Consider the following 26031-nt stretch of genomic DNA (forward strand, 5'->3'; position numbering starts at 1 on the left):
GCCCTTGCCTGGGGGGAGGCAAGGGCGGGATGCACACTCAGGTGGGATTTATCAGTTGGCGCTGACGGCGGATGTTGGCGCCTTGGGCGCTTTCCAGCTCAGCAGTTGCTGCTTATAGCCGTAGCTGGCGGCCTGGTAGTAGGTGATCGCCCGCTGGATCAACGGATCATCGCTGCCCACGCGCAACTCCTGGCTCTCACCCAGGGCCTGGTCGTGGCGCCGCAGCCCCTGGCGCGGGCTGAGGATCGCCAGGTCCTTGCCGTCAAACAACCCCAGGTGCTGATAGTTGCCGACCACGACCCGCGGTGGCAGCGGGTTGTCTTGCAACAGGTTGCGGCCAAAGAACGTGGACTCGTAGCTCAGGTTGATCAACCCCAGCAAGGTCGGCGCCAGGTCGATCTGGCTGGCCAGTTGGGCGGACTCCCGTGGGTCGATCAGCTTGGGGGCATAGACAAACAGCGGGATCTGGTAGTTGACGATGGGCAGGTCTTCCTTGCCTGCGCTGCCGGCCGTGTGGTCAGCGACGAACACGAAGATCGTGTTATCGAACCAAGGCTTCTGGCGTGCAGCCTCCAGGAATTGGCCGATGGCGTAGTCGGTGTATTTCACCGCACCGTCGCGGCCCTTGCCGGATTTGATATCGATCCGCCCGTCCGGGTAGGTGTAGGGACGATGGTTGGAGGTAGTCATCAGTTGCAGCAAAAACGGTTGCTGCTTGGCGTAGTCGGCATCGGCCAGTTTCAGGGTTTGCCGGTAGAGATCCTCATCGGCCATGCCCCAAGCATTTTTAAACGAAATTTCCGATTCGGCCACGCTGCTCTGGTCCACGACCCGATAACCGTTGCCGCTGAAAAACGCGTTCATATTGTCGAAATAACCGCGACCGCCATAGACGAACACGCTGTCATAGCCGATGGCACTGAGCTGTTGCCCCAGGCTGGCAAAGCCGCTTTCACGGCCGATACGCTTGACGATCGAGCGCCCAGGCGTCGGTGGGATCGCCAGGGTAATGGCTTCCAGGCCGCGATCCGTTCGAGTACCGGTGGCATAGAAGTTATTGAAGTACAGGCTCTGTTTGCGCAGCGCATCCAGGTTGGGCGTGAGGTTGCGCCCGTCACCATTGCTGCCCATGTACTTGGCGCTGAAGCTTTCGATGGTCACCAATACAATGTTGGGTTTGCGCAAGGTGCCCGGGTTCTCGATGGCGCGGCGGATATCCAGGGGGTCTTTGCCGATAAAGCGCGCATTGGGTTCACTGAGCTCGGCGCGTAGTTGCTGGGCGACCACCTCGGTGGGCAGGCTTTTATAGAACTGGGTGTAGTCCAGTTCGTTATTCCGGAAGGCGGCGAAAAACTGATAAGGACCATTGCTCGCCAATTCGTTTTTGTAGGCATTGCCGCCTTGAGTGCGCGGGCTATCCTGGCTGATCAGTTGCAGGCTCAGGCCGGCGACGATCAACAGGCTCAAGGCACTCAGCAAACGGCCACGCATCGGTGGCATCGGTGCATTCACGGCGGCGTTGAACGGCTTGCGCAGGACCACGCTCAGCACCACTGCCAGCATCGCCAGCAGGCTGAGCAGCTTGCCGATCGGATAAGACTCGAGCAGGTTGTTCAATACTTCGTCGGAATACACCAGGTAATCGACGGCAATAAAGTTGAACCGCACGCCAAACTCATCCCAGAACAGCCATTCGGCCACCGAGGTGAACAGCATGGCGAACAGGCTGACGGTCAGCACCGCTTGCAGGAACCAGCGATGGCCCCGGCGGCGCCACAACGCGGGTGGACACAGCAGCAAATACAGGCCCAATGGCAAGGCTGCGTAAGTGAGGAAGGCCAGGTCGTAGAGCAGCCCCACCCCAAACACCGGCAGCCAGTTACCGCCGACTTCGTCCAGATGGGTAATCAGCAGCACGCTGCGGGTGAGTAGGAAAATTACCAGCCATGCGCCAGTAACGAGCAGCAGGTAGCGCATAGGCGCCGTTTTGAGAAACCCCATGTCCAAGACATTCCTTCTATCAATGGGCGCGATCTTCGGCCCGACACTGTCGCCAGTGCGTGAAGCTATAGTGAAAAACTCGTTTGATTATACAATTGGTTGAAAACGTTAATCGATGATTCTTACAGGTCTATCCCTGAGCTCCGCTTGGCCTTAAGCTGCGCGAGCCAACAAGGCTGGCACGAAAGTACGGAGACACTGCCCATGCGAATTTTATTGGTTGAAGACAACCGCGATATTCTGGCCAACCTGGCCGATTACCTGGGGCTTAAAGGCTATACCGTAGATTGCGCGCAGGACGGTTTGTCCGGCCTGCACCTGGCCGCGACCGAGCATTACGATTTGATCGTGCTCGACATCATGCTACCCGGCATCGACGGCTACACCTTGTGCAAGCGCCTGCGCGAAGACGCGCGCCGCGACACGCCGGTGATCATGCTCACCGCTCGCGATCAATTGGATGACCGGCTGCAGGGCTTCAAGTCCGGGGCTGATGATTACCTGCTCAAGCCGTTCGCCCTGTCGGAACTGGCCGCCCGCATCGAAGCGGTGCTGCGCCGTGCGCAGGGGGGAGGGCGTCGCGCCCTGCAAGTGGCCGACCTGCATTACGACCTCGATACCCTGGAAGTCACCCGCGAAGGGCGCCTGCTCAAGCTCAACCCCGTGGGCCTGAAACTGCTGGCGGTATTGATGCAGAAAAGCCCGCATGTGCTGCGTCGGGAGATCCTTGAAGAAGCCCTGTGGGGCGATGATTGCCCGGACAGCGACAGCCTGCGCAGCCACGTTCACCAATTGCGCCAAGTGATTGATAAGCCGTTCGCCAAACCGTTGCTGCAAACGGTGCACGGTGTGGGCTATCGCCTGGCCGAGGGGCGTGATGGAGTTTAAGCAAAGCCTTGCCCAGCGGATCATCATTGCCTTTGCCTTGATGAGCGCGTTGGTGGCAGGGGCCTTCGCGATGGGCATCGTGGCAACGGTGCACCTGGTGGAAGAGAAGTTGATCTCGGCAGCCCTGGGTGGTGACCTGCAGCGCCTGTTGTTGATGGACAGCGTCGAGGACTGGAGCCATCGGCCGGAGCCGGACCAGCTGTTTTATTTCAGCGGCGGGCGTGGCGATTTTGAACTGCCCAAGGACCTGCGGCACCTCGACCCAGGCTTTCATGAGGTCTTTCGCGAGGCGCTGTCGTACCACGCGATGGTCGAAGTGGTCGACGGTCGGCGTTACGTGCTGTTGCAGGATCAGAGCGATTTCGAAGAGCGTGAACGTGTGCTGTTTGCCGTGGTGCTGGTGGGGTTTGTCCTCAGCCTGGCGCTGGCGGTGTTCCTCGGCTGGGTGCTGGCCCGCAAGGTGATGGCGCCTGTGGTGCGCCTGGCCCGTCAGGTTCGTCATCGTGACCAACTGCTGGGGCTCGCGCCGCCCCTGGCACCGGATTACGCGGCCGATGAGGTGGGTGAACTGGCGGTGGCGTTCGACGCGACGCTGGGGCGCTTGCGTCAAGCGTTGTCCCGTGAGCAATTGTTTACCAGCGATGTGAGCCATGAATTGCGCACCCCCTTGATGGTGTTGGCCAGCTCCTGCGAACTGCTGCTGGAGAACCCGGCCATCGATCAGCGCGGTCGCAACCAGGTCGAGCGAATCGCCCGCGCCTGTGAAGAAATGCGTGAGCTGGTGCAAACCTTCCTGATGCTGGCTCGGGCCAAGCACGATGATGCCGCCATGTCGCCTCAGGTCAACCTGACGCAAGTGGCCGAGGACTTGCTTGGGATCTGGCGTGAGCCCATCGAGCAAAAAGGTCTCGAGTTGATCTATCGGCCAGGCAACCCTCTGGGTACTCGCTACAACACCACGTTCTTGCACGCGGTGATGGGCAACCTGTTGCGCAATGCCCTGCATTACACCGAGCACGGGTTTATCCGCCTCACCCTGGAACCGAGCGGTTTTGTGGTGGAGGACTCCGGTGTCGGTATTCCCGAGGATAAACGCGAGGCGATGTTCGAGCCGTTCGTACGCGGCAGCGAGAAGCGCGGTGAGGGCTTGGGCTTAGGCTTGTCGCTGGTGCAGCGCATCTGCGAGAGCCAAGGCTGGAGTGTGAGCCTGAGCACCATGGAGCCCAATGGCTGCCGCTTTCATGTTGAGTTGAGCCACGTCAAATCCTGACCCCGCACGCTGGCGCTATGCTGCGGCAGACTTCATGCTTTTCGGCGAAAATGGCCCGATGCTATTACTTATGTCTGTAAAGTCTTGAAATGTATGGGGCTGGACAGGACGAGTTTTTCACAACGGGTTGACCTGTTGATCACAGTTCGCTGCATAAGGTTGCAGGCATCAGTCACAGGAGATGTGAGATGCCTTCACCTATCAAGCTCGAATTTTCCGAAAAGTACGACGATCAGCACGCGCAAGAATATTTGCTCAAACATCAGGACAATTTGGCTCGCCGGTTGTCCCACAAGCGCGACGAGCAATTAGCGCGCGGTGCGCTGGCCATGGCCGGTGAGCCGGGGCTGGTTCTGGACTTGCCGTGTGGCGCCGGACGGTTCTGGCCTTTGCTGGCCGAAAAGCCCAACCGCGTGATTATCGGGGCTGATAATTCGGCGTCGATGTTGAAGGTCGCCACTGCCGCCCAACCGGCGGATGTGGTGAAACGGGTACGTCCTTTGCAAACATCGGCCTTTGATATCGATCTGCCAGATAACTCCGTCGACAGTATTTTCTGCATGCGTTTGATGCACCACATCGGTGAGGCAGAGCACAGGCTGGCGATACTGAAGGAATTTCAACGGGTTACTCGCGACAGCGTGATTATCTCGTTGTGGGTGGATGGCAATTTCAAAGCGTGGAAGCGCAAGCGCACTGAAGCACGTCGTCGTGCAAGAGGTGAGCAGGAAGGTTACCAAAATCGGTTCGTGTTACCGGCTGCCACTGTCGAGGCAGAATTTGAGCAGGCCGGTTTCCGTGTCCAGGAATCCCTGGACTTCATACCGCTCTACGCCATGTGGCGAGTGTATGTATTGCGTAAGAGGTAAGAGGATGGCAGTTGAGTGCGTAGCGGGCAGTCATGTAGCTCCCGAGGAGCGGTTTGATTATTTTTGGCGCCAGCAGGGCGAGTGGGTCGAAGAGCCTAATCGTCGGCGCGGCGGTGAAAGTGGTGTGCAGCGGGTTATCAGCTCCACCGGGCGCTTGCTCTACAGCAAGCGCCAGACCGGCCACATCTACCGCAGTTGGCTGCATCCGTTTGGGCGTCCAACCGTGCTACGTGAGCGTGATGCCCTCAAGGGCCTGCGCTTGCTGGATGTGCGGGTACCGGAGTTGGTGTTTTGCGAGGCGCGCCGCGACCCCGAGCATCAGTGGAAAGCCCTGCTGGTGACTGCGTCACTGGACGGTTTCGACGAGATTGAAAATTGGTATGCCGCCGGTGGGCGTGAGCAATACGGCGAGCAGGTCCATGAGCGTTTGCTCAAGGAACTGGCCGGCACGCTGGCCCGCATGCACAAAGGCCGCTGGCAGCACGGTTGCCTGTATATCAAGCACATCTTCGTACGGGTCACCGGCGAGGGTGACGCGGTGAATGTGGAGGTGGCCCTGCTGGATTTTGAAAAATGTCGCCAGCGTTTGACCGCTTATCAGGCCGCCTCCCATGACATGCTGCAATTGCGCCGCCATTCGTCGTGGAGCAGCACCGACTGGGCAAAACTCAGCTACTTTTACGAGACGGCGTTTGGCAGCGCTATCAAGGGTTTAACCAAATGAAGCTAGAAATGGCACGAGGTTTGTTTCTGGTCGGGGCGTTGGGCATAGCTGCCTTGGCCCTGGCCGCGTGGGAGCAGCCTCGCACACAGGTCCTCAGCGCGGTGCAAAGTGGCGGGCAGTGCCTGTTGCCACGCGTCGCCAAGGCGAGTGTGGCGGTCAAGCCTGACCATGAGCTGTTGTTATTTATGTTTGGAATGTCTCAAGGGATGAGGCCACAAAGTTGAAACCACTCCCCACGAAAAGGGCCTTGCGATGCGAGGCCCTTTTTTTTGTGTGTGCGGTTAAATCAGGTGCAGGTGGTTATCCCAAAGGCCCGCAGGTAGTTCCAGCGGTGTAGCGACCAGTGGTTGCTGGCGGCAATCGTAGAAACGGCAACGCCCTTGCCCCGAGGTCACGACAAACCCGTCCGCCACCGCACCGACACCCGCACAGTCGGGCAACGGGCCGTCCAGGCGCAACTCGCCGCTGTCCATGTCCCAGATAAAGAAACGATTGCCCCGTGGCGCCGTCAGCGCTACCAGGCGCAGTTCACTGTGTACCGCAACGCTGGCGGTGTAATGCCCCATCGCCTGCAACTGTTCGTCGGCCACCGGGAAGGCCATGAACGGCTGCCCCGCACGCTTGATCGCCAGCAGCTCGGAACGCTCCTGGGACGGCCCCATGAACTGCTGTCCAGTGAGGATCGTGCCATCGCTGGCGATGCCCATATGGCGCACGCTGTTCATTTGTTGGCCCAGGGTTTCCTTGCTGATCAGTGTGCCGTCGCGGTGCATCAATACCAGGCTGGGTTCCATGGCGTTGAGGTTCATCTCCACACGGCTTTCGGCTTCGGTGCGAATGCCGCCGTTGGCCACGACCAGGGTCTCGCCATCGGGCATCCACGACACTTGGTGCGGGCCAATGCCATGGGTGGAAATTTCACCACGGTGCACCAGGCGTTCGCCTTCGAACTGATACACCCCCAGCAGGCCACGGCCGGGGTCGGACGTGTCATTTTCGGTGGCGTACAGCCAGTCGCCGCTCTTGTGAATCACCGCGTGGCCATAGAAGTGGCGGTTGGCGTTCGAAGTGACGGTTTGCAGCAAGCCTCCATCACGCAGGTCGATCAGGTAGCTCTCGGTGCCCGGGCGACGAGCGACGAACAGCGCAATCGGCAGCGTCGGGTGGTTGATGATGTCGTGGCAGCGTTGGCCGACCTGGGTGGAAAATACCTGCTTGCCATCCAGGCGATAGCCGACGGCGTAGTGCTTGCCATCGGCGTCATCCCGCGCCGACAGCAGCAGCGGGCCCTGCTTCTTCTGTAAGAAGCCATTTTGCTTGAACAGCGTCCAACCCCCCAGGGTCAGTGCACTGAGCAGCACGCTGCCAACCGCCAAAGCCTGTCGCCTGAGCATCATCAGTCACCGTCGTTGGCGTTGAAGCCCAGTTGGATACCCAGCGCCTTGGCCAGCTCGCCTTCGTGCAGGCGGTGGACCACATTGAGGCTGTCATAGAGGTCGTTGAGCTGCTGGCGTCCGGCATCGTCGGCCAACAGTTCGTTGAGGGTGCGCTGGTTGCTGGCGAACAGTTTCAGTGACGCGGCATAGGCTGCGTCGATCTTGTCGGCCAGCGGCTTCTGCTCGGCAGGCAGCAAGCCTCGCAGGCCCTTGTTGTCAACGCCGACCCACACGGTCCGGGCCGCAGCGAGGCTGGCTTCCAGGCTTTGCAGGGACGTCTGGCTGCGCCAGGCGTCGGCCTGGAACGGTTGCGGGATGCCCTTGGTCTGGCGGCCCATGGGCGTGCCGAGTTTTTTCTTCAGGGTGTCCAGCGCGGTGACTTGCACGCGCAACAGATCGGCAATCGCTTCGTGGGAGTCGGCGTAGCGCTGGTTCGGGAACTTGGTCATCTGCGCGAGCATGCCGTCGGTGCTGTTCCAGCTGGCGAGGATCTCTTCGGCCAGGGCTTTCTGGCGGTCGCCGATGGCGACCAGCAGCGGGCAATAACGGGCTTTCTGGGCGTCGTCGGCGATGTCGGTCTTGGCGTCGTAAAGGATGTATTCGTAGGCCGACAAGCCTTGCACCACCACACTGGACTTGGCCAGTGCGGCGCCGTCGATCTGCGGCTGGGCTTCGACCAGTTGCTCCACTTGGCGACCCACCAGGTTCTTCTTGTCCGGCCAGAACTGTACCTGCCACGAACGGTTGCCCTCAGCCAATGGGCCGATCAGCAGCGGTTGCAACTCGGCCCAGGCTTTTTGCGCGTGGAGGAAGTCGGCACGGGCGGTGTCCAGGCTTTCTTTGCCTTGGCAGTAAGCCAGGGCGCTGACGGCCAGTTGACGATCGGCTTCAACCCAGCGGCTGTAGGTCGGCAGGATCACTTGCTTGGCGATGGCCGCCGAGGTCACTGCTTGCGGGTCCTGGGGCGAGCAGGCGCCGAGGGCAAGAGCGGCCAGGCTGGTGAATAACAACTTGGGACGAAACATGTCGAGCTCCCTTCTGTAAGTGGGGCGAAGCTTATAGAGAATTCAGGAACGCCAGCAACGCGCTTCGTTGCTCGGCATTAAACGACAACACCTGTTGCTGCGCCGCTTGGGCTTCCCCGCCATGCCACAGCACGGCTTCCAGCAGGTTGCGGGCGCGGCCGTCATGCAGGAACTGGGTGTGGCCGCTCACGGCTTGCGTCAGGCCAATGCCCCACAGTGGCGGTGTGCGCCAGTCGCGGCCACTGGCTTTGAATTCGGTACGGTTGTCGGCCAGGCCGTCGCCCATATCGTGCAGCAGCAGGTCGCTGTAGGGGCGAATCACCTGGTTGGCCAGTTCAGGCTCGGCCGCATTGGCCGCCGTGGTGAACGAGGGGGTGTGACAGCCCTGGCAGCCGGCCTGGAAGAACAGGTTCTTGCCGGCCAGCACTTGCGGGGCGTTGACGTCCCGGCGCACGGGCACCGCGAGGTTACGGGTATAGAACAACACCAGGCGCAGGATGTTATCGCTGACTTCCGGTTCACCGTCCGGGCCATTGCCGTTGGGTGCCTGTTTGCAGGCCACTTGAGCGTCGGTGCAATCATCGAAGGGTCTTAACGAGGTGGTCAGGCCCATGTCACCCGAAAACGCGTGAGCATTTTGCTGATTGAGGTTGGGTTGCCCGGCTTTCCAGCCAAAACGCCCGAGCACGGTTTTGTGCAGGGCATCATCCCAGACCCAGTTTGCGCGGCCGACGATGACTTCTTTGCCGGCGGTCCTGGGGTCGGTATTACGCAGGATATCGGTGTCGCTGATCGCTTCAAGCAAGCCCAGGCCGATCATCGGCGGGGCGACGCGTGCGGAAAAACGTGTGTCGGGATGCATCGGGCCGTAGCCAAGCTGGGTGATGCGCAGGTCGGGCTTGCGCAGTTCGACGACGGTGCCGTCCTTGAACGTGACGTTGAGCGGTGTGTAGTCGACCCGCACTTTGCCTTCCGGCAGGACGCCGGGCACGGCCATGTCTTGCAGTTGCCCGCCGTAGACCGGCTCGGGCACCACGCCGAGCTGTTCGATGAGCTTGGCATAAGCGGGCGCATCCGGGATCGACAGGCGCACCAGCATCGACACCGCATTGGGTGCATCTGGTAACGGCGGGTGACCACGACCGTCCTTGATGTGGCAGTTCTGGCAAGCATTGGTATTGAACAGCGGGCCCAGGCCATCGCGCGCCGTTGTGGTGGACGGCGCTATCACCCAGGGGCTGCGAAAGAAGCTGTTGCCGACGCTGAAGTCCAGGCGACGGGTCGGCGCCAGGTTGGCCGAGGGCAGGGAAAACGCATTCTGGTCGCGCTTGTTCACCGTGGTCGCGCCGCCGGCGCGGGCTTCACCGGGCTCTGCCTGAGTGCTCTTTAGAGAGGCAGGGGGACGGGCATCGTCGCAGCCGGCCAGGCTCAAGGCCAGCCATGCGATGCACAAGCAGAAAAGCGAACGGAACATCGAGTTTCCTGGACGAAGGGCCAAAATCAGGCCGCGAAGTCTAACAGGACGGGGCAGATTGAATAAGAGCAATTATCGTTTGCTCGAATCCGATTGATTCCCGCTAGAATGGCCGCACATTTTTTTCTGGAGGTCGCCAATGCAGGCTCTCGACGCTTTGCTCAACCGTGTTTCCGTGCCACGTTTGCTGGAACCGGCACCGACCCAGGAGCAGCGCGATCTGCTGTTCGCCGCCGCCATGCGCGCGCCGGACCACGGCCAGCTGCGCCCTTGGCGTTTCCTGACCGTAGAAGGTGCCGCCCGCGAGCAGATGGGCACGCTGTTGGCCGAAGCCGCACGCCTGCAAGACGCCGATGCCCCGCAAGCCGCCATCGACAAAGCCCGGAGCGGGCCGCTGCGCGCGCCGCTGGTGGTGGTAGTGATCGCTCGCCTGCAAGAGCACTTCAAAGTGCCGAAATCCGAACAATTGCTGGCGGCTGCCTGCGCCGCCCACGGCATCCTGTTGGCGGCGTACGCCCAGGGGATTGGCGCAGTGTGGCGCACTGGCGAGTTGGCCTACTCGGCCCACGTCGCCAAAGGCTTGGGGCTCACGGCGGGCGAGGAAGTGATTGGCTTCCTCTACCTGGGCACGCCGCAGAACCCGCCGCGTACCGCGCCGAAAGAAGACCTGGCGACGTTCGTTAAAGCCTGGACGGGTCTCTAAATATGGGAGGGGCGGGTCGAATCGTCGCACCGCCCCCCACGTTGACCTGTTGTGTTTCTTATACCTTGAACTGATCCATCAGCTTCATCTGCTGGCTGGCCAATGCATTGAGTTGGCTGCTGATGGCCGCCGATTCGGTGGCCTGGCCGGTGAGGGTTTCGGTCACGGTACGGATCGCCGAGACGTTGCGGTTGACCTCTTCGGCGACCGCGCTCTGCTGCTCCGCTGCGCTGGCGATCTGCAGGTTCATGTCGCTGATCACCGTCACCGCGTCGCTGATCTTGCCCAGGGCTTGTACCGCCTGATGGATCTGCCCGGCATTGCTTTGGGCCTGGTGTTGGCTGGAATGCATGGTCGCCACCACCCCGCGGGTGCCGTTCTGGATGCGTTCGATCACCAGGCGGATTTCTTCGACGGAGTCCTGGGTGCGTTTGGCCAGGTTGCGTACTTCGTCGGCCACCACTGCAAAACCGCGCCCGCTTTCGCCGGCGCGCGCCGCTTCGATGGCGGCGTTGAGTGCCAGCAGGTTGGTCTGCTCGGCAATGCTGCGGATCACCTCCAGCACTGAACCGATCTGCTCGCTGTTGACGGCCAGCGCTTCGACTTCGCTCACGGCCTTGCTGACTTCTTCGGCGAGGGTGGTGATGTCACGGGTGCTTTGCTCGATGATCGACATGCCTTCACGTGCCGACTGGTCGGCCCCGCGCGCCGCGCTGGCAGCGTTGGACGCGCTGTTGGCGACGTCATGGGCGGTGGCGCTCATTTCATTGGACGCGGTAGCGACCTGGTCGATTTCGCGGAATTGCACTTGCATGCCTTCGCTGGTCTGGCGCGCAATCGCCGACGACTGGTCGGCCGTACCGCGGGCTTCGGTGATGCTTTGCTTGATCTGCGCGATGGTCGGTTGCAGCTTGTCGAGGAAGCGGTTGAACCAGTTTGTCAGCTCGCCCAGTTCGTCCTTCTTGGCGTACGCCAGGCGCTGGGTGAGGTCGCCTTCGCCGCTGGCGATATTCTTGAGCATCGCGGCGACGGTATTGATCGGGCGGGTGACACCGGTGGCGGTCAGCCAGATCAACAACAGGCCGAGCAGGGCGGCGGCGGCCCCGACCAGCAAGGCTTTCAGCGTGGAGGCGTTTTGAGCCTTGTCGAGGATACCTTGCAGCTTCAAGGCATCGGCCAGCATCACGTCCTTGGGCAGTTTGATGACCACACCCCAGGATTTTGCATCGGCAATCGGCTTGACCGGGTACACGGCGCGAATCGTGTTGTCCTGTTCGCGGATCATGCGGGTGTCGCTGGCGAGCAGTTGCACGATGTCCTTGCCTTCGGCGCCGATGACGTCGAGCAGGTTCTTGCCGACCTTGTCCGGCTGGCCGCTGAACGCGGCAATCAGGCCGGTGCTGGAGAGGATCTCGAGGTAACCGGCACCGTTGAACAGATCTTTTTGCGTGGCATCGGTGGCGGCTTGCAAGGCGTTGAGGGCCAAGTCGAGACCGATCACGCCAATGACTTTACCGTCCACGATCAACGGTAGCGAAATCGTGGTCATCAGCATCGACTTGCCGGCCACTTCGTCGGCATACGGGTCCAGCAGGCATGCGTTGCGAGTGTCCCGCGGGCAGGTGTACCAAATGTTGTAGGGCGTACCGCTGAGGTTGGGGGCGGTCTTGTTCAGGTCGTCCTCAACGATCACCGTGTTCAAGCCTTCACCGCCGGCGCGGCTCCAGTAACTGGAGAAACGGCCTTTATCGTTGGAGGCGCGGGTTTTGTCATCGACAAATTCGCTGTCCTTGCCATCCAGGCCGTTGGGTTCGAACGACAGCCAGATACCGAGTACTTTGCTGTTGCGCTCAAAAGCGGTCTTGAGGCTCTGGTTGAGTTCTTCACGCAGGACGCCCGCTTCAAGCCCGCGCTTGGTTGCCGTGTTGCGCAGGCCCTTGACCTGGTCGGCCAGCGCCGTGATCACCATCAGGCTTTCGCCAAAGCTCTTCTGCAGTTGGGCGGCTTGTTCGGCGGCCTTGGCTTGCAACAGGTCCTGCACACTCTGGGTGAGCATTCGCGAGCTTGAATCGCTGACCAGGCGGTTGTTCTGGGCCGCCTCGTACAAGTTGATGCCGACGATCAACGCAATCACCCCCAACAGGCAAAGGCCGGACAACAGCACGATTTTCAAGCGGATAGAGAGGGTGTCGAACATAGGTTCACTCGCGTTTGGACTTGTTGGAAGGCAAGCAGGGCGAGCCAAGTCCATTCGGCGCTATGTCCGGAACATCGGCGTAACCGGATGTTTCATTAGCGGAAGGCGATGAGCGGTAGGCAAAAGCCTGAATGCAGCGTTATACGGGCGCTGCAAGCCGTTCCGGGCGTGACCAGATCCACAGGTTGCCCAGGCTCATTCCGGCAATCGCCAGGTAGATCGGCCAGCCATGATCGAGCATCACCAGCATCAGCACGGCACACAGCAGCATGCTCACGGTGGCGCTGACCTTGGCCCGGCGCGCGATGATCTTGCCGTTGCGCCAGTTGAACAGGATCGGCCCGAACAGCCGGTGGTTTTCCAGCCAGGCGCTGAGGCGCGGTGAGCTTTTAGTCGCAGCCCAAGCGGCCAGGAGGATGAATTCGGTGGTCGGCAAACCCGGTATGACAATCGCCACCAGCCCGATGCCCAGGCTGACGTAGGCCAGCAGGCCGAAGAGGATCTGCGCGATTTTTGAGGTGGATTGGGTTTTACCGGTCATGGGTCGGGATATCACAGAAAATCGATTTGAAATGAGTGCTAAGTGTGGGAGGAGGCTTGCCCCAATGCCAGTCAGTTAAGCGCCACAACAAGCCCGCTCGCCACAGTGATAGTGTTCCTTCTTAACTGACTGGCATTAGGGCTTGCCCCCTCCCACACTTGATTGCATTTCAATCTGGAGGTCAGGCCAGTTCGGGGGCGCTAGCGTACGCCTGTTCCAGCAGCACGGTGAAGCGTACAAACGCATCGATCGCACCTTTTTCTACCGCGGCCTCTTCTTCGGCGCTGAATGCCAGGCCGTCGAGGGTGCGGGTGAAGCGTTTCCAGCCTTCGGCGCGGCCACCTACGGGCTCACCGAGGTGGCGGGCACCGAAGGTTTCACTCAGGCCCAGGCCCACGGCGCGTTTGATCAGGAATGCGGCGCCCAGCTTGGAACCTTCGGACACGAACAGCCAGCCCAAGGCTTCGGCCGTGCTGGGGTGCTTAAGCGCGCCGGCAACCGGGGCCGGGATGTCGGTATCGAGGTCGCCCAGGTCAAGCTTGGCGGCCTGCGCTCGGCAGCGCTCGGCCAGGTCCGGGATGATTTTGATCAATTCGGGGTCGTTGTACAGGGTCACCAGTTCCGACTGGAACAGGTATTGCGCCACCACGAAACGGGCGAAATTGGCCTGGGTTTCGAACGGGGCGTGCGCTTTGACCAGGGCGTCGAGTTGGGTGTGTGGCTCGTTTGTGATCTGGTTCAGACGCTGGGAGCGCAGGCTTGGGCGTTCTGCAGTAGGAGAAACGGTCATCGGAAAAGTCCTTGAGAAGGGGAGCGCCTGGGTGCCCTAAAGAGAGCGGTTATCAACTAGACGAACAAGAAGACGTGGCACAGTAAAAAATCCTCACCTCGCCGGTGATCATCCCGGCGGGGGTGAGGTGGCTGTGGTCAGATGTCCCAGATCAGGTTGACTGCAACGTTGCGACCCGGCTGGGTCAGGCGGTCGAGGTTGGCGGGCGCTGTCACGCCGGCCTCGCCGACACCGTCGTAGCTGCGCACGTCGTCCCAGTTCCAGTATTTTTTGTCGGTCACGTTGTAGAGGCCGCCGTTGACAGTGATGTCTTTGGTGACTTTGTAATAACCGGTCAGGTCGACAATACCGAAGCCCGGGGTCTTGAATGGGCCGCCAGTGCTGCCGTCGGGCGCGTGGAAGGTGGTGCTGTCGACGCGATTCTGTTTCTTGACCAGCGTCCAACTGGCCAGTGCGCCATATTGCTCTTGCTCGTAGCCCAGGCCGAATACGCCTTTAAGCGGGTTGACGCTGTTGAGCGGCTCGCCATTGTCGTCGTTGCGGCCATAGGTGTAGCCAACCGCGCCCTGGGTGTACACGCCTTGTGGTGCACCGAACGCGTCGAGGTTCAGGCGACCTTTGGCTTCAATCCCCTTGATGGTGGCGTGCTTGATGTTGTTGGCTTCGAACTGTTGCACGGTGCCGCCGGCCACCGAGGCGTCCTCGTCGATGAAGTCGCGGTATTTGTTGTAGAACACGGCGATATCGAACGAACCTTCGTTGAAGTTGCCGCGAATCCCGGTTTCCACGCCTTTGCTGCTTTCTGGCTTGAGGTTCGGGTTGGGTTCGACGGTGTAACCTTCATTCAAGTTTTCAAAGCGGCCATACAAGGCTTTGGCCGACGGCGTGCGGAAGCCTTCTGCGTATTGGCCGAACCAGGTGTACTGATCGGTGAGCGCATAAGTCAGGCCGAATTTCGGCGTTACACGGTGCCAGGTTTTCTCGGCATCGCTGTGGCTGTAGATCCGGTTCGGGTCGACGGTGTTGAGGAACTCGTCGGTCAGCTTGGGCTTGAGCTGGATGTAGTCATAGCGAAGGCTGGGCAGGAAGGTCCATTTGTCCCAGGCGATCTGATCCTGCGCGAACAGGGAATACGTGTTGATGGTCGGGTCTGGGAAGTCACTGGCCTTTTTCACGCTGTCGCTGGCCGTCGGGCTGGGCGCGCCGATGGCGGTGCAACCGCCGCCAATGGCCAGGCAAGTGGCGGCGCCTTCGCGTGAGCCGGTGACTTTCTGCTGTTTCAGGGTGGTGCCATAGGTGACCAGGTGATCGGTTTCGCCGAGGCTGAAGGCTTTATCCAGCTGGGCATCGAAGACCCACTGTTTTTCCTCGTAAAGGGTTTCGCGGGTACGCAAGACGCGACGCGACGGCTGGTAGATTTCAGCGGTGGTCTGGTCGGTCTTGGCGATCTGGTAGTTGAGGCTGGTCTTGATGTGATCGGCAATCGGCGAGTCGAGGGCGAAGCGGTTTTCGATGGCGAAGCGTTCACGGGTGATGGTGTCGTTGCCCGAGCGGGCGCGGTAGAAGTTAAAGCCTCGGCCACCCGTGAAGGGGCCACCCACGGCGTTTTTCAGGTTGACGTCGCGATCATCCTTGAACTTCTCGTAGGTCAGGCCCAGGCGGTTCTCTTCCCCATAGTTCCAGCCGAGCTTGGCCAGGATGTTGGTGGTACGAGCGTCTTCCGGGTTGGCGCCGGTACGGGCCAGGCCGGTGGCATTGTTACCGTCGTAAGACTCCATTTCATGACCGTTGCGCTGGCTCAGGTGCAGCAAGCCGTCGAAGTCCTGCGCTCGGCCGGCGACGGTGCCGGAGGTCAACCAACTGTCGTCAGCGGAGCTGTAGCCGGTCTTCAGGCGAGCGCCGACGTCCTTGCCGGGCTTGATGATGTCGTCGGGGTCGAGGGTGAAGTAGCTCACCGCACCGCCGATGGCACTGCTGCCGTACAAGGCCGACGCTGGACCGCGCAGGATCTCCACGCGTTTGACGATTTCCGGATCGACATAGTTGCGGCGCGTCTTGGCGTAGGGGCCGTTGAAGAAGTTGTCCGGCACTTCGACGCCGTCCACCTGGGTCAGGATGCGGTCGCCGTCGATGCCGCGAATGTTGTAGCCCGCGTTGCTGGCACGGGTGCCGGCACCGCCTACCGAGACGTTGGGCTCGTAGCGTGCCAGTTCGCGAATGGTGTTCACGTTCTGGCGGTCCAGTTCCTCGCGATCATGCACGGTGACGGTGCTTGGCACGCTGTTGACGTCTTGCTCGTTGCGGGTGGCGCTGATGGTCACCTGTTGCAGGTTGAGCACGCTGCCTGCTGCGCGTTTTTCCAACACGATGCTGTTATTGCCCAGTTTGCGATAGCTCAGGTTGGTCCCCACCAACAGCCGGTCCAAGGCTTTTTCCGGCGGCAGCGGGCCACGTACGCCTGGCGACGACACACCCTGGCCCAGCTCGGCCGGCAGGCCGACTTGCCAGCCGGTCACGGAGGTAAAGGCATTTAGTGCCGACACCAGCGGCTGCTGCTCGATACTGAAAGTGTAATTGCCGTGGCTGCGCGGGGCAGGTTCTGCGGCGGTGGCGCTCATGACGGGCACACCCGCCAGCAGGATCGCGGCGGTCAGCAAGGACAGAACGGGCGAAGAAGACCGGCGGTTGAAACGAGAGGACATCGAGAGCGCTCCGGGAGTACGAGTCTTATAGTTGCGAACCGATTCAAATAGGAATTAGTTGCATTGGCTAAGACGAGACGTGCCACCGACAGCTATCGAGTAAAAATAATTCTCATTTAGTTCAGGATGACCAGCGCGGGGTATTCCGAGAGCTTGGCCGACGTGATGTGGGCCAGGGAGCGCACCACGTCCAGGGGCTGGTCGAGGCGGTAATTGCCGGTGACGGCGACACTGGCCAGTTGCTCGTTGTTGTTGACGATCCAGCCCGGGTAATAGCGCCGCAGCTCGGCCAGCACTTCGCTCATCGGGCAGTTTTCGAACACCAGGCGGCCCTGCACCCAGGCCAAGTCTTTGCTGGCGTCCAGCCTGGCCGGCTGGCCAAAACCCTTGGGGCCAATGCGGATGCTTTCACCGGCGCTCAGGCGCACGCGGGCATCGTCGAAGGTATTGCTCAGGTCGACATCGCCGCGCTGCACTTGTACCTGGGCTTCACCATTGAGGTAGCGTACGGCGAACGCCGTGTCGCGTACGCTGGCACGCACGGGGCCGGCGTCGATTTCCAAGGGCAGGCCGCGGGTGGGCAATACTTCAAAAAACGCCTCGCCTTGATACAGGCGGGCGATGCGCTGGTGGTCCTTGACGCTGCTGGAGAAGGCCGAGTTGGTATTGAGCAGCACTTTCGAACCATCGTCCAACTGCAGACGCTGGCGCTCTCCGACCACGGTAAGGTGGTCGGCTTGCAGGCGCACTGGCAGGTTGCTGAAACTGAGCAGGCCGATCAGCAATACAGCGGCAGTGGCCAAGGGTTTCCAATGCGGCTTGATACGGCGCCAGGTGCCGGGCTTGCGCGGCGCAGCGAGGGCCACGGCGGCGCTGTGCACGGGTGCACCGCCCCAGGCGGCTTGGGCTTTGTTGAAGGCGTGGGCGTGCGCCGGATCGCGGGCCAGCCAGGCGTCGAACTCGGCCTGCTGCCCGGGTTGCGGACACTGCAAGGCGATCAGCCAATCGAGGGCTTGGTCCATGGCCGTGTCTTGCAACACCTCATGAGCCAACTCATGGGGGCGCAGTTTATTCGGGTCCGTCACGGTGTTCCTCGGGTCTTCGCCACGTTCTACTCATCTTTCCTACAGCCTGGATCGACACCTCTGTCGGGTGAAGCTTAAGGCTGATCCAGCCGTTCGGCCACACCTACACAGATGGCCATGATCAATTTCAGTTCCTTTTGCACGGTGCTCAAGGACACGTCCAATTGATCGGCAATCTCCTGATAGCTGTAACCATGCAGGCGGCTGAGGATGAAAATCTGCTGTTGGCGGGCGCTCAACTGACCGAGGCTGACGCTCAGGTGCTCAAGCAATTGCTCGGCCTGGGTGGCATCTTCAGGCGTGCTGGTGGGGGCAGCGACGCTTTGCAGGACGGCCTGCGGGACATCTTCCTGCAAGGTGCGAGCTTGAATCTTGCGCGAGCGTAAGTGATCCAGCGCCAGGTTGCGCGCCGTCTGGTAGACGAAAGGTTCGAGGTGGTCGATCGGCCGCTCGCTCAGGGCCCGAGTCACGCGCAGGTAGGTTTCCTGCAACAGATCCTCGGCAGTGCTGTGGTTATTCACCATTCGTTGCAAGGTGCGTAGCAGAATCACCCGTTGGGTGAGAAAGACTTGGTTGAAGCGAGATTGGCTCACAGTGATACCAGACCGATTTGCAGTTAATGATAATGCTTATCATCAACTGAAATGGCAAGTGGCTATTTCTCTGGGCCTGCATAGAACAGATGTGGGAGGGAGCAAGCCCCCTCCCACATGGGTTACTCGGCGTTGCAGAGTGCCAGGCAGTTATCCAGCATGCGGTTGGAGAAGCCCCACTCGTTGTCGTACCAGGCCAGCACTTTGAGCAGCTTGCCGCTGACCTTGGTGTGATTGGCATCGAAGATCGACGACAGCGGGTTATGGTTGAAGTCACTGGAAACCAGCGGCAGGGTGTTGTAGCCGAGGATTTTCGAGTGCTGGCTGGCTTCTTTGAGCAGTGCGTTGACTTGCTCGGCGGTGGCTTCTTTCTTCAACTGTACGGTGAGGTCGACCAGGGAGACGTTGATCACCGGCACGCGCACGGCCATGCCGGTCAGCTTGCCCGCCAGTTCCGGCAGCACCAGGCCCACGGCTTCTGCGGCGCCGGTCTTGCTCGGGATCATGTTCTGGGTGGCCGAGCGCGCGCGGTACGGGTCGGTGTGGTAGACGTCGGTCAGGTTCTGGTCGTTGGTGTAGGCATGGATGGTGGTCATCAGGCCGCTTTCGATGCCCAGTTCGCGGTGCAGCACCTGGGCAACCGGCGCCAGGCAGTTGGTGGTGCAGGAAGCGTTGGAGATGATCTGGTGGGATTGACGCAAAATGTCATGGTTTACACCGTAAACCACGGTAGCGTCGGCGCCTTTGGCCGGGGCAGAAATGATCACCTTGCGGGCGCCAGCGGTAATATGGGCGGCGGCCTTGTCACGGTCGGTGAACAGGCCGGTGCATTCGAATACGACGTCGATCTTATGCGCAGCCCACGGCAGGTCGGCGGGGTTGCGAATGGCACTGACGGCGATCCGGTCACCATTGACGGTCAGGCTTTCCTGATCGTGGGCGACCTCTGCTTCGAAAGTGCCATGCACGGTGTCGTATTTGAGCAGGTGGGCATTGATTGAACTGTCGCCCAGATCGTTGATGGCGACGATCTGCAAATCCCGGCGGTAGCCTTGGGTATACAGTGCGCGCAGGACATTACGGCCGATACGGCCAAAACCATTGATAGCGATACGAAGAGTCATTGGAAAGTGCCTGTCGTCGATTTGTTGTAAGAATTACAAGATTATTCGCATAAAAATAGAAAACAAGCCTTTTTAGTGGCAATATTTTGTTCAATCTACAACGAGTGACCTGAATCAACTGGTCCGATGATCCAAACGACTCCTGCTATCCCATGAGCTACGGGCGTTTGATCAGCATAGACACTCAGGTCGCCACATCCGTTAGCCTGGAGTTCTATACATGCATCCCCGCGTTCTTGAGGTCACCGAACGGCTTATCGCCCGTAGCCGTGCAACCCGTGAGGCTTACCTTGCGCTCATTCGCGGCGCAGCCAGCGACGGCCCGATGCGTGGCAAGCTGCAATGCGCCAACTTCGCCCATGGCGTAGCCGGTTGCGGCACTGAAGATAAAAATAGTCTGCGAATGATGAATGCCGCCAACGTGGCAATTGTTTCGTCATATAACGACATGCTCTCGGCGCACCAGCCCTACGAACACTTCCCTGAACAAATCAAGAAAGCCCTGCGCGAAGTCGGCTCGGTCGGCCAGTTCGCCGGCGGTACGCCTGCCATGTGCGACGGCGTCACCCAAGGTGAGCCTGGCATGGAACTGAGCTTGCTCAGCCGTGAAGTCATCGCCATGTCCACGGCGATAGCGCTGTCCCACAACATGTTCGATGCCGCGCTGATGCTGGGGATCTGTGACAAGATCGTTCCGGGCCTGATGATGGGCGCGTTGCGCTATGGCCATCTGCCGATGATTTTTGTCCCGGGCGGGCCAATGCCGTCGGGGATCTCCAACAAGCAGAAAGCTGATGTACGCCAGCGCTACGCCGAGGGTAAGGCTAGCCGCGAAGAGCTGCTGGAATCGGAGATGAAGTCCTACCACAGCCCCGGCACCTGCACCTTCTACGGCACCGCCAACACCAACCAGTTGCTGATGGAAGTGATGGGGCTGCACCTGCCGGGCGCTTCGTTCGTCAACCCGTACACCCCCCTGCGGGATGCACTGACCCGTGAAGCCGCGCATCAGGTCACGCGCTTGACCAAGGCCAATGGCAACTTCACGCCGATCGGTGAGATCGTCGATGAAAAATCCATCGTCAACTCCATCGTCGCCCTCAACGCCACCGGCGGTTCCACCAACCACACCCTGCACATGCCGGCCATCGCCATGTCGGCGGGCATCATCCTCACCTGGCAGGACATGGCCGACCTTTCCGAAGTGGTGCCGACCCTGTCCCACGTGTACCCAAACGGCAAGGCCGACATCAACCACTTCCAGGCGGCGGGCGGCATGTCGTTCCTGATCCGCGAGTTGCTCGAAGCCGGCCTGCTCCACGAAGACGTCAATACCGTGGCCGGCAAGGGCTTGAGCCGTTACACCCAGGAACCATTCCTGGTCGATGGCGAGCTGATCTGGCGCGACGGCCCGATCGAAAGCCTCGACGAAACCATCCTGCGCCCCGTGGCCCGCGCGTTCTCGCCGGAAGGCGGCTTGCGTGTGATGGAAGGCAACCTTGGGCGTGGCGTGATGAAAGTCTCGGCCGTGGCGCTTGAGCACCAGGTTGTTGAAGCGCCAGCGGTGGTGTTCCAGGACCAGCAAGACCTGGCGGATGCGTTCAAGGCCGGCCTGCTGGAAAAGGATTTCGTCGCCGTGATGCGCTTCCAGGGGCCGCGCTCCAACGGCATGCCGGAATTGCACAAGATGACCCCTTTCTTAGGCGTCTTGCAGGACCGTGGTTTCAAAGTTGCGTTGGTGACGGACGGGCGTATGTCCGGCGCGTCGGGTAAGATCCCCGCCGCGATTCACGTCAACCCCGAAGCCCAGAGCGGTGGGCCGCTGGCACGGGTCCAGGATGGCGATATCATTCGCGTGGATGGCGTGACCGGTACCTTGGAGCTTAAGGTAGACGCCGAAACATTTGCAGCGCGCACGCCTGCCACGGGCCTGTTGGGCAACAACGTGGGGGCCGGTCGCGAGCTGTTTGCATTTATGCGCTTGGCCGCAAGCTCCGCAGAGCAGGGCGCCAGCGCCTTTACCTCTGCCTTGGAGACGCTTAAGTGAAGTTAGCGCTGGTCGGTGATATCGGGGGTACCAACGCCCGTTTTGCATTATGGCGGGATCAGGAACTGCATTCGATCCGTGTGCATGCCACGGCAGATCACTCAAGCCCCGAGGAGGCCATCAAGGTTTATCTCAAGGAAGAGGGCCTGGCAATCGGCGACATCGGTGCGGTGTGCCTGTCGGTTGCCGGGCCGGTCAGTGGCGATGAATTCAAATTCACCAACAATCACTGGCGCCTGAGCAAAACCGCGTTTTGCAAAGCCTTGCAGGTGGATCAGTTGTTGCTGGTCAATGACTTCACCGCCATGGCCCTGGGCATGACGCGCCTCAAACCCGACGAATTCCGCGTGGTCTGCGAGGGCACGCCGGAGCCGTTGCGCCCCGCAGTGGTGATTGGCCCGGGCACTGGCCTGGGCGTCGGCACCCTGTTGGATTTGGGCGAAGGCCGTTACGCAGCGCTGCCGGGGGAGGGCGGCCATGTCGACCTGCCCCTGAGCAGCCCGCGGGAGACCCAGCTGTGGCAGCATATCTACACTGAGATCGGCCATGTCAGCGCCGAAACCGCGCTGAGCGGCGGTGGGTTACCGCGTATGTATCGCGCCATTTGTGCGGTCGACGGGCACACGCCGGTGCTGGACACACCCGAAGCCATTACGGCGGCGGGCCTGGCCGGCGACCCGGTGGCGATAGAAGTCTTGAACCAGTTCAGCATTTGGCTGGGCCGGGTTGCAGGCAACAATGTGCTGACCGTCGGCGGACGCGGTGGCGTATATATCGTGGGCGGGGTGATTCCACGGTTTGCCGACTTTTTTATCCACAGCGATTTTGCCAAGCGTTTTGCGGACAAAGGCTGCATGAGCGATTACTTCAAAGGCATTCCGGTGTGGCTGGTGACCGCGCCGTATTCCGGTTTGACCGGGGCTGGAGTTGCGCTCGAACAGGCTTTTGCAATGTAGGAGCGAGCTTGCTCGCGAAAAACGTCAACGATAACGCCGTGCATCAGGTTTTTCGCGAGCAAGCTCGCTCCTGCAGCCATAACAACAAGGAGGACCCCGTGAGCGTAATCAGTAAATCGATTCTCCTCGTCGACGACGACCAGGAAATCCGCGAATTGCTGCAAACCTACCTCAGTCGTGCCGGGTTTCACGTCCGTGGCGTGTCGGATGGCGCGGGGTTCCGCCAGGCGATGAACGAGGCGCCGTGCGACCTGGTCATCCTCGATGTGATGCTGCCGGACGAGGATGGTTTCAGCCTCTGCCGCTGGATTCGCCAGCACCCGCGCCAGGCGCAGGTGCCGATCATCATGCTCACCGCCAGCTCCGACGAAACCGACCGGGTGATCGGCCTGGAACTGGGCGCCGACGACTACATCGGCAAGCCGTTCAGCCCACGCGAATTGCAAGCGCGGATCAAGGCGCTGCTGCGCCGGGCCCAATTCGGCCAGGAGCGCAGCGGCGGCGGTGATGTGTGGGTGTTCGATGAATGGCGCCTGGACATGATCAGCCACCGTTTGTTCCACGTGGATGGCGAAGAGGTCATCCTCTCTGGCGCCGACTTTGCCTTGCTCAAATTGTTTCTCGACCACCCGCAACAGATTCTCGACCGTGACACCATCGGCAACGCCACCCGTGGCCGTGACCTGATGCCCCTGGACCGTATCGTCGACATGGCCGTCAGCCGTTTGCGCCAACGCCTGCGCGATACCGAAAAACCTCCAAGGTTGATCCGTACCGTGCGCGGCAGCGGTTATCAACTGGCAGCCAGCGTGGTTGCCGGCAATGCCCACTGAGCATTTGACCGAACGTCGCATCCGACTCCCGGTACCACGCTCGTTGCTCGGGCGCATGTTGATGCTGACCTTGCTGGCGGTGTTGTTCGCGCAGACGCTGTCCAGCGTCATCTGGGTCTCGCAGTTGCGTGCCACTCAACTCGAGGGCCTGGTCACCAGCGCCCGGAGCCTGGCTCACTCGATGACGGCCAGCGTGAGCTATTTCCGCTCGTTGCCGGTGGCCTATCGACCGCTGGTCCTCGACCAATTGCGCAGCATGGGTGGCACGCGTTTTGTGGTGACCCTCAACGACCGCCCGCTGGACATGGCGATACTGCCGCAGACCCCGCGCAAGCAGGCGGTGCTGGAAGCGGTCGATGAAGTACTGCGCCAGACCTTGGGCAGTGACGTGCATATTTCGGTGGAATTCGTCAGCGCCGAAGACTTGCGCATCTTCAATGCGGGCTTGAAGCTCGATGAACTGCCGCGCTCCTGGGCGCATTACGCGCTGACCCTGGAACCGGTAAACCCACCGGTGCTGGTGACCCAGATCCAACTGGCCCCCGGTGAGTGGCTGTACATCGCCTCGCTGTTGCCTGAACCCTACACCAGCCTTGAAGAGCAGGGCCTGCCGTCCCAGCAAGTGTGGTTTATTGTGCTGACCAGCGGCTTTCTGCTGCTGTTCATCGGCCTGTTGGTGCACTGGCAAAGCCGACCGCTCAAGCGCCTGGCACGGGCGGCGCGGGATATGTCCCTGGGGGCCGATGTAGAGCCCGTGGCCGAAGGCGGCGGCAGTGAAGTGGTGGAAGTGGGCCGCGCATTCAATGCGATGCGCGAACGCATCAGCCGCTACCTGACCGAGCGCAGCCAGTTATTCAGTGCGATCTCCCATGACTTGCGCACACCGATCACCCGCCTGCGCCTGCGCGTCGAGTTGCTCGAAGACGAGAATCTGCAAACCAAATTCGGCCGCGACCTGGATGAGTTGGAATTGCTGGTCAAGGGCGCGCTGCAATGCGTGAAAGACACCGACATCCACGAGAACATCGAACCGGTAGACCTCAACCACGTACTTGAATGCCTGGTGGAACCGTACCTGGCGCCCAATGGCAATGGTCGCGTAACCCTCCTGGGGCGTGCCCTGACGACCTATCCGGGCAAGCCGCTGGCGCTCAAGCGCTGCATCGGCAACCTGATCGACAATGCACTTAAGTACGGGCAGAACGCCCATTTGCATATCGAGGACGACGGTGTGGAGTTCATCCTGCACGTCGATGATGAAGGCCCCGGCGTGCCGGAGCAGCGCCTGGAACAAGTCTTCGAACCGCACTTTCGCTTGGCTGGGCAGCAGCAAGGTTACGGCTTGGGGCTGGGCATTGCGCGCAACATTGCCCACAGCCACGGGGGAGAAGTGAGTTTGCAGAACTTGCGTGAAGGCGGCTTGCGGGTGACGTTGCAGTTACCCCGTAGTTTGGACTGACTGAATGTATACGGTGCAAATGTGGGGGCTTGCTCCCGATAGCCGTGTGTCGGTCAGCCTATTTGTAGCTGATTCACCGCCATCGCGAGCAAGCCCTCCCGCATTGTGATCTCCACCAGGTCAGATGCTCTGGCGCAGCCGGGCCAAATCGCGTAGTGGCGGTGCACCAAACAGCCGACTGTACTCCCGGCTGAATTGCGACGGGCTTTCATACCCCACCCGATACCCCGCCGCGGAGGCTTCCAGCCCTTCGGCGATCATCAGCCGCCGGGCTTCCTGCAAGCGCAGTTGTTTCTGGTATTGCAGCGGGCTCATGGCGGTGATCGCCTTGAAGCGATGGTGCAAGGTCGAGACACTCAGGTTCACTTCCTTGGCCAGGTCATCAATGCGCAGCGGTTGTTCGTAGTTGCCGTTCAACCACTTGATCGCTTGGCTGACCCGATGGCTCTGACTGTTGGCTACGGCAATTTCATACAGGCGATAACCCTGCGGCCCTCGCAACAGGCGGTAGAGAATTTCGCGGTTGATCAACGGCGCCAGCATGGCGATGTCTTTCGGCGAATCCAGCAGACGTGCCAGGCGCAGTACGGCGTCAAGCAATTGGGTGTCGATGCGGTCAACATACATCCCGCGGGAAGTCGGACGCGACGGAACGCCCATCGGGCCCGCCTCTGCGATCAGCGCGGTGAGTTGCGCCGGGTCAATGTTGATACGCACCGACAAGTTGGGATCTTGCGGGGTGGCCTCGATGATCCGGCCGGCCACTGGCATTGCAACCGAGAACACCAGGTAATTGAGCGGGTCGTAGGCGAAGATTTCGTCGGCCAGGCGCACTTCCTTACTGCCGCTGGCGAGGATGCACAGCGCAGGCTCCACCAGCACCGGCATGAAGTCGCGCGGGGTGTTGTGGCGGTTCAGGTACAGCGAGGTGATCGCCGTCCCGTAGGAGCCGTCTTCCCAGGTGTGGCGGTGCACGATACTGGCCAGCTCGGCGCGCTGCTTTTCCATCTCGGCATCGAGGGGAAGGGACTTCAGTTCCGGCGACGGCATGGGGCGTCCTCTACACGCTTTTTTGATGGGATCAGCTTAACGGCGGCTTTTCAAAGAGTGTTACGTCGATTCTGCACAATCCTTGCCTGATCCTGCGATATGTCGTGAATCAGGCAAGTGTGGCGCCTGTCATCTCCCTGAAACACTGAGCCTGGGCCAGGGAAAAATGCCGCAGGCCAGACCCCTGTCTACGCTTCTCGCAGGATTGTGCAATAAGCCTGCAGGAATTGACTAACCGCGCCCGCACCCGCGCCGTTATCTTTG

22 protein-coding genes are annotated in these 26031 nt (G+C 60.7%); 10 read left to right on the top strand and 12 right to left on the bottom strand.

The features are described from left to right. Positions 1-51: 51 nt before the first annotated feature. Positions 52-2001 (bottom strand): LTA synthase family protein, encoded by a 1950-nt coding sequence (locus tag M5B43_RS02820; RefSeq protein WP_248748682.1) that lies wholly within the window; start codon positions 1999-2001, stop codon positions 52-54. A gap of 204 nt (positions 2002-2205) precedes the next feature. Between M5B43_RS02820 and colR the strand changes: the two genes are divergently transcribed. The 5 genes from colR (at position 2206) to M5B43_RS02845 (ending at position 5976) form a co-directional block, all read left to right on the top strand. Next, a complete protein-coding gene (gene colR, locus M5B43_RS02825; protein WP_016975511.1) occupies positions 2206-2889 on the top strand; it encodes a two-component system response regulator ColR in 684 nt (227 codons plus the stop codon). Beyond that, the gene (locus M5B43_RS02830) at positions 2879-4159 is read left to right on the top strand and encodes a HAMP domain-containing sensor histidine kinase (protein ID WP_248748683.1); all 1281 of its coding nucleotides are present in this window, start codon (positions 2879-2881) and stop codon (positions 4157-4159) included. The genes colR and M5B43_RS02830 overlap by 11 nt, the downstream gene beginning before the upstream one ends. Before the next feature lie 188 nt (positions 4160-4347). Continuing rightward, positions 4348-5028: a class I SAM-dependent methyltransferase gene (locus M5B43_RS02835; protein WP_248748684.1), complete on the top strand. Its 681-nt coding sequence runs from the start codon at positions 4348-4350 to the stop codon at positions 5026-5028. Between the two features lie 4 nt (positions 5029-5032). Then, complete coding sequence (locus tag M5B43_RS02840; RefSeq protein ID WP_248748685.1) at positions 5033-5752, top strand: lipopolysaccharide kinase InaA family protein; 720 nt, start codon at positions 5033-5035, stop codon at positions 5750-5752. Continuing rightward, a complete protein-coding gene (locus M5B43_RS02845) occupies positions 5749-5976 on the top strand; it encodes a hypothetical protein (RefSeq protein WP_248748686.1) in 228 nt (75 codons plus the stop codon). Before M5B43_RS02840 ends, M5B43_RS02845 begins: the two co-directional genes overlap by 4 nt. 57 nt (positions 5977-6033) lie before the next feature. Here the strand turns inward: M5B43_RS02845 and M5B43_RS02850 are convergent, their stop codons facing one another. From M5B43_RS02850 to M5B43_RS02860, 3 genes are read right to left on the bottom strand one after another with little or no spacing between them, the layout of a single operon-like run. Next, positions 6034-7146 carry a DUF1513 domain-containing protein gene (locus tag M5B43_RS02850; protein ID WP_248748792.1) on the bottom strand — a complete coding sequence of 371 codons (1113 nt, stop codon included), beginning with the start codon at positions 7144-7146 and terminating at the stop codon, positions 6034-6036. Positions 7147-7148: 2 nt separating this feature from the next. Continuing rightward, entirely contained in the window at positions 7149-8213 is a 1065-nt protein-coding gene (locus M5B43_RS02855; protein ID WP_248748687.1) for an imelysin family protein, read from the bottom strand. A gap of 31 nt (positions 8214-8244) precedes the next feature. Further along, a complete protein-coding gene (locus M5B43_RS02860; RefSeq protein WP_248748688.1) occupies positions 8245-9687 on the bottom strand; it encodes a di-heme oxidoredictase family protein in 1443 nt (480 codons plus the stop codon). Between the two features lie 139 nt (positions 9688-9826). Here M5B43_RS02860 and M5B43_RS02865 point away from each other — a divergent pair, with 139 nt between their 5' ends. Beyond that, a complete protein-coding gene (locus tag M5B43_RS02865) occupies positions 9827-10390 on the top strand; it encodes an NAD(P)H nitroreductase (protein ID WP_248748689.1) in 564 nt (187 codons plus the stop codon). Positions 10391-10448: 58 nt separating this feature from the next. Here the strand turns inward: M5B43_RS02865 and M5B43_RS02870 are convergent, their stop codons facing one another. The 7 genes from M5B43_RS02870 to gap form a co-directional block, all read right to left on the bottom strand. Then, a complete protein-coding gene (locus tag M5B43_RS02870; RefSeq protein WP_248748690.1) occupies positions 10449-12587 on the bottom strand; it encodes a methyl-accepting chemotaxis protein in 2139 nt (712 codons plus the stop codon). A gap of 139 nt (positions 12588-12726) precedes the next feature. Then, positions 12727-13128: a YbaN family protein gene (locus tag M5B43_RS02875; RefSeq protein WP_248748691.1), complete on the bottom strand. Its 402-nt coding sequence runs from the start codon at positions 13126-13128 to the stop codon at positions 12727-12729. Positions 13129-13309: 181 nt separating this feature from the next. Further along, positions 13310-13918, bottom strand: a complete 609-nt coding sequence (locus M5B43_RS02880; protein WP_248748692.1) for a biliverdin-producing heme oxygenase — start codon at positions 13916-13918, stop codon at positions 13310-13312. Between the two features lie 137 nt (positions 13919-14055). After that, entirely contained in the window at positions 14056-16620 is a 2565-nt protein-coding gene (locus tag M5B43_RS02885) for a TonB-dependent receptor (protein ID WP_248748693.1), read from the bottom strand. A 116-nt stretch (positions 16621-16736) separates the two neighbouring features. Then, entirely contained in the window at positions 16737-17705 is a 969-nt protein-coding gene (locus M5B43_RS02890) for a FecR domain-containing protein (RefSeq protein ID WP_248748694.1), read from the bottom strand. Positions 17706-17779: 74 nt separating this feature from the next. Beyond that, complete coding sequence (locus M5B43_RS02895) at positions 17780-18298, bottom strand: sigma-70 family RNA polymerase sigma factor (protein WP_248748695.1); 519 nt, start codon at positions 18296-18298, stop codon at positions 17780-17782. Between the two features lie 122 nt (positions 18299-18420). Next, a complete protein-coding gene (gene gap / locus M5B43_RS02900; RefSeq protein ID WP_248748696.1) occupies positions 18421-19422 on the bottom strand; it encodes a type I glyceraldehyde-3-phosphate dehydrogenase in 1002 nt (333 codons plus the stop codon). Positions 19423-19642: 220 nt separating this feature from the next. On the opposite strand from gap, the gene edd reads away from it, so the two are divergent. The 4 genes from edd to M5B43_RS02920 all read left to right on the top strand — a co-directional run bounded on the left by edd (position 19643) and on the right by M5B43_RS02920 (position 24717). Further along, positions 19643-21469, top strand: coding sequence for a phosphogluconate dehydratase (edd, locus tag M5B43_RS02905; protein WP_248748697.1), 1827 nt, complete (start codon positions 19643-19645; stop codon positions 21467-21469). Further along, positions 21466-22425 carry a glucokinase gene (locus tag M5B43_RS02910; RefSeq protein ID WP_248748698.1) on the top strand — a complete coding sequence of 320 codons (960 nt, stop codon included), beginning with the start codon at positions 21466-21468 and terminating at the stop codon, positions 22423-22425. Before edd ends, M5B43_RS02910 begins: the two co-directional genes overlap by 4 nt. Positions 22426-22523: 98 nt before the next feature. Continuing rightward, positions 22524-23258, top strand: a complete 735-nt coding sequence (locus M5B43_RS02915; protein WP_248748699.1) for a response regulator transcription factor — start codon at positions 22524-22526, stop codon at positions 23256-23258. Continuing rightward, complete coding sequence (locus tag M5B43_RS02920; RefSeq protein ID WP_248748700.1) at positions 23248-24717, top strand: ATP-binding protein; 1470 nt, start codon at positions 23248-23250, stop codon at positions 24715-24717. The genes M5B43_RS02915 and M5B43_RS02920 overlap by 11 nt, the downstream gene beginning before the upstream one ends. Positions 24718-24837: 120 nt before the next feature. Here M5B43_RS02920 and M5B43_RS02925 read toward each other — a convergent pair whose 3' ends face one another. Then, positions 24838-25767, bottom strand: coding sequence for an AraC family transcriptional regulator (locus M5B43_RS02925; RefSeq protein ID WP_248748701.1), 930 nt, complete (start codon positions 25765-25767; stop codon positions 24838-24840). Between the last annotated feature and the right edge of the window lie 264 nt (positions 25768-26031).

It is taken from the genome of Pseudomonas sp. MWU15-20650 (genome assembly GCF_023242475.1).
In the GTDB taxonomy this organism is placed as follows: domain Bacteria; phylum Pseudomonadota; class Gammaproteobacteria; order Pseudomonadales; family Pseudomonadaceae; genus Aquipseudomonas.

Coding starts and splice junctions, on each gene's coding strand:
- M5B43_RS02855 (WP_248748687.1), bottom strand. CDS start 8,213: ATGTTTCGTCCCAAGTTGTTATTCACCAGCCTGGCCGCTCTTGCCCTC.
- edd (WP_248748697.1), top strand. CDS start 19,643: ATGCATCCCCGCGTTCTTGAGGTCACCGAACGGCTTATCGCCCGTAGC.
- M5B43_RS02835 (WP_248748684.1), top strand. CDS start 4,348: ATGCCTTCACCTATCAAGCTCGAATTTTCCGAAAAGTACGACGATCAG.
- gap (WP_248748696.1), bottom strand. CDS start 19,422: ATGACTCTTCGTATCGCTATCAATGGTTTTGGCCGTATCGGCCGTAAT.
- M5B43_RS02830 (WP_248748683.1), top strand. CDS start 2,879: ATGGAGTTTAAGCAAAGCCTTGCCCAGCGGATCATCATTGCCTTTGCC.
- M5B43_RS02840 (WP_248748685.1), top strand. CDS start 5,033: ATGGCAGTTGAGTGCGTAGCGGGCAGTCATGTAGCTCCCGAGGAGCGG.
- M5B43_RS02845 (WP_248748686.1), top strand. CDS start 5,749: ATGAAGCTAGAAATGGCACGAGGTTTGTTTCTGGTCGGGGCGTTGGGC.
- M5B43_RS02820 (WP_248748682.1), bottom strand. CDS start 2,001: ATGGGGTTTCTCAAAACGGCGCCTATGCGCTACCTGCTGCTCGTTACT.
- M5B43_RS02920 (WP_248748700.1), top strand. CDS start 23,248: ATGCCCACTGAGCATTTGACCGAACGTCGCATCCGACTCCCGGTACCA.
- colR (WP_016975511.1), top strand. CDS start 2,206: ATGCGAATTTTATTGGTTGAAGACAACCGCGATATTCTGGCCAACCTG.
- M5B43_RS02870 (WP_248748690.1), bottom strand. CDS start 12,587: ATGTTCGACACCCTCTCTATCCGCTTGAAAATCGTGCTGTTGTCCGGC.
- M5B43_RS02850 (WP_248748792.1), bottom strand. CDS start 7,146: ATGCTCAGGCGACAGGCTTTGGCGGTTGGCAGCGTGCTGCTCAGTGCA.
- M5B43_RS02885 (WP_248748693.1), bottom strand. CDS start 16,620: ATGTCCTCTCGTTTCAACCGCCGGTCTTCTTCGCCCGTTCTGTCCTTG.
- M5B43_RS02925 (WP_248748701.1), bottom strand. CDS start 25,767: ATGCCGTCGCCGGAACTGAAGTCCCTTCCCCTCGATGCCGAGATGGAA.
- M5B43_RS02880 (WP_248748692.1), bottom strand. CDS start 13,918: ATGACCGTTTCTCCTACTGCAGAACGCCCAAGCCTGCGCTCCCAGCGT.
- M5B43_RS02875 (WP_248748691.1), bottom strand. CDS start 13,128: ATGACCGGTAAAACCCAATCCACCTCAAAAATCGCGCAGATCCTCTTC.
- M5B43_RS02865 (WP_248748689.1), top strand. CDS start 9,827: ATGCAGGCTCTCGACGCTTTGCTCAACCGTGTTTCCGTGCCACGTTTG.
- M5B43_RS02860 (WP_248748688.1), bottom strand. CDS start 9,687: ATGTTCCGTTCGCTTTTCTGCTTGTGCATCGCATGGCTGGCCTTGAGC.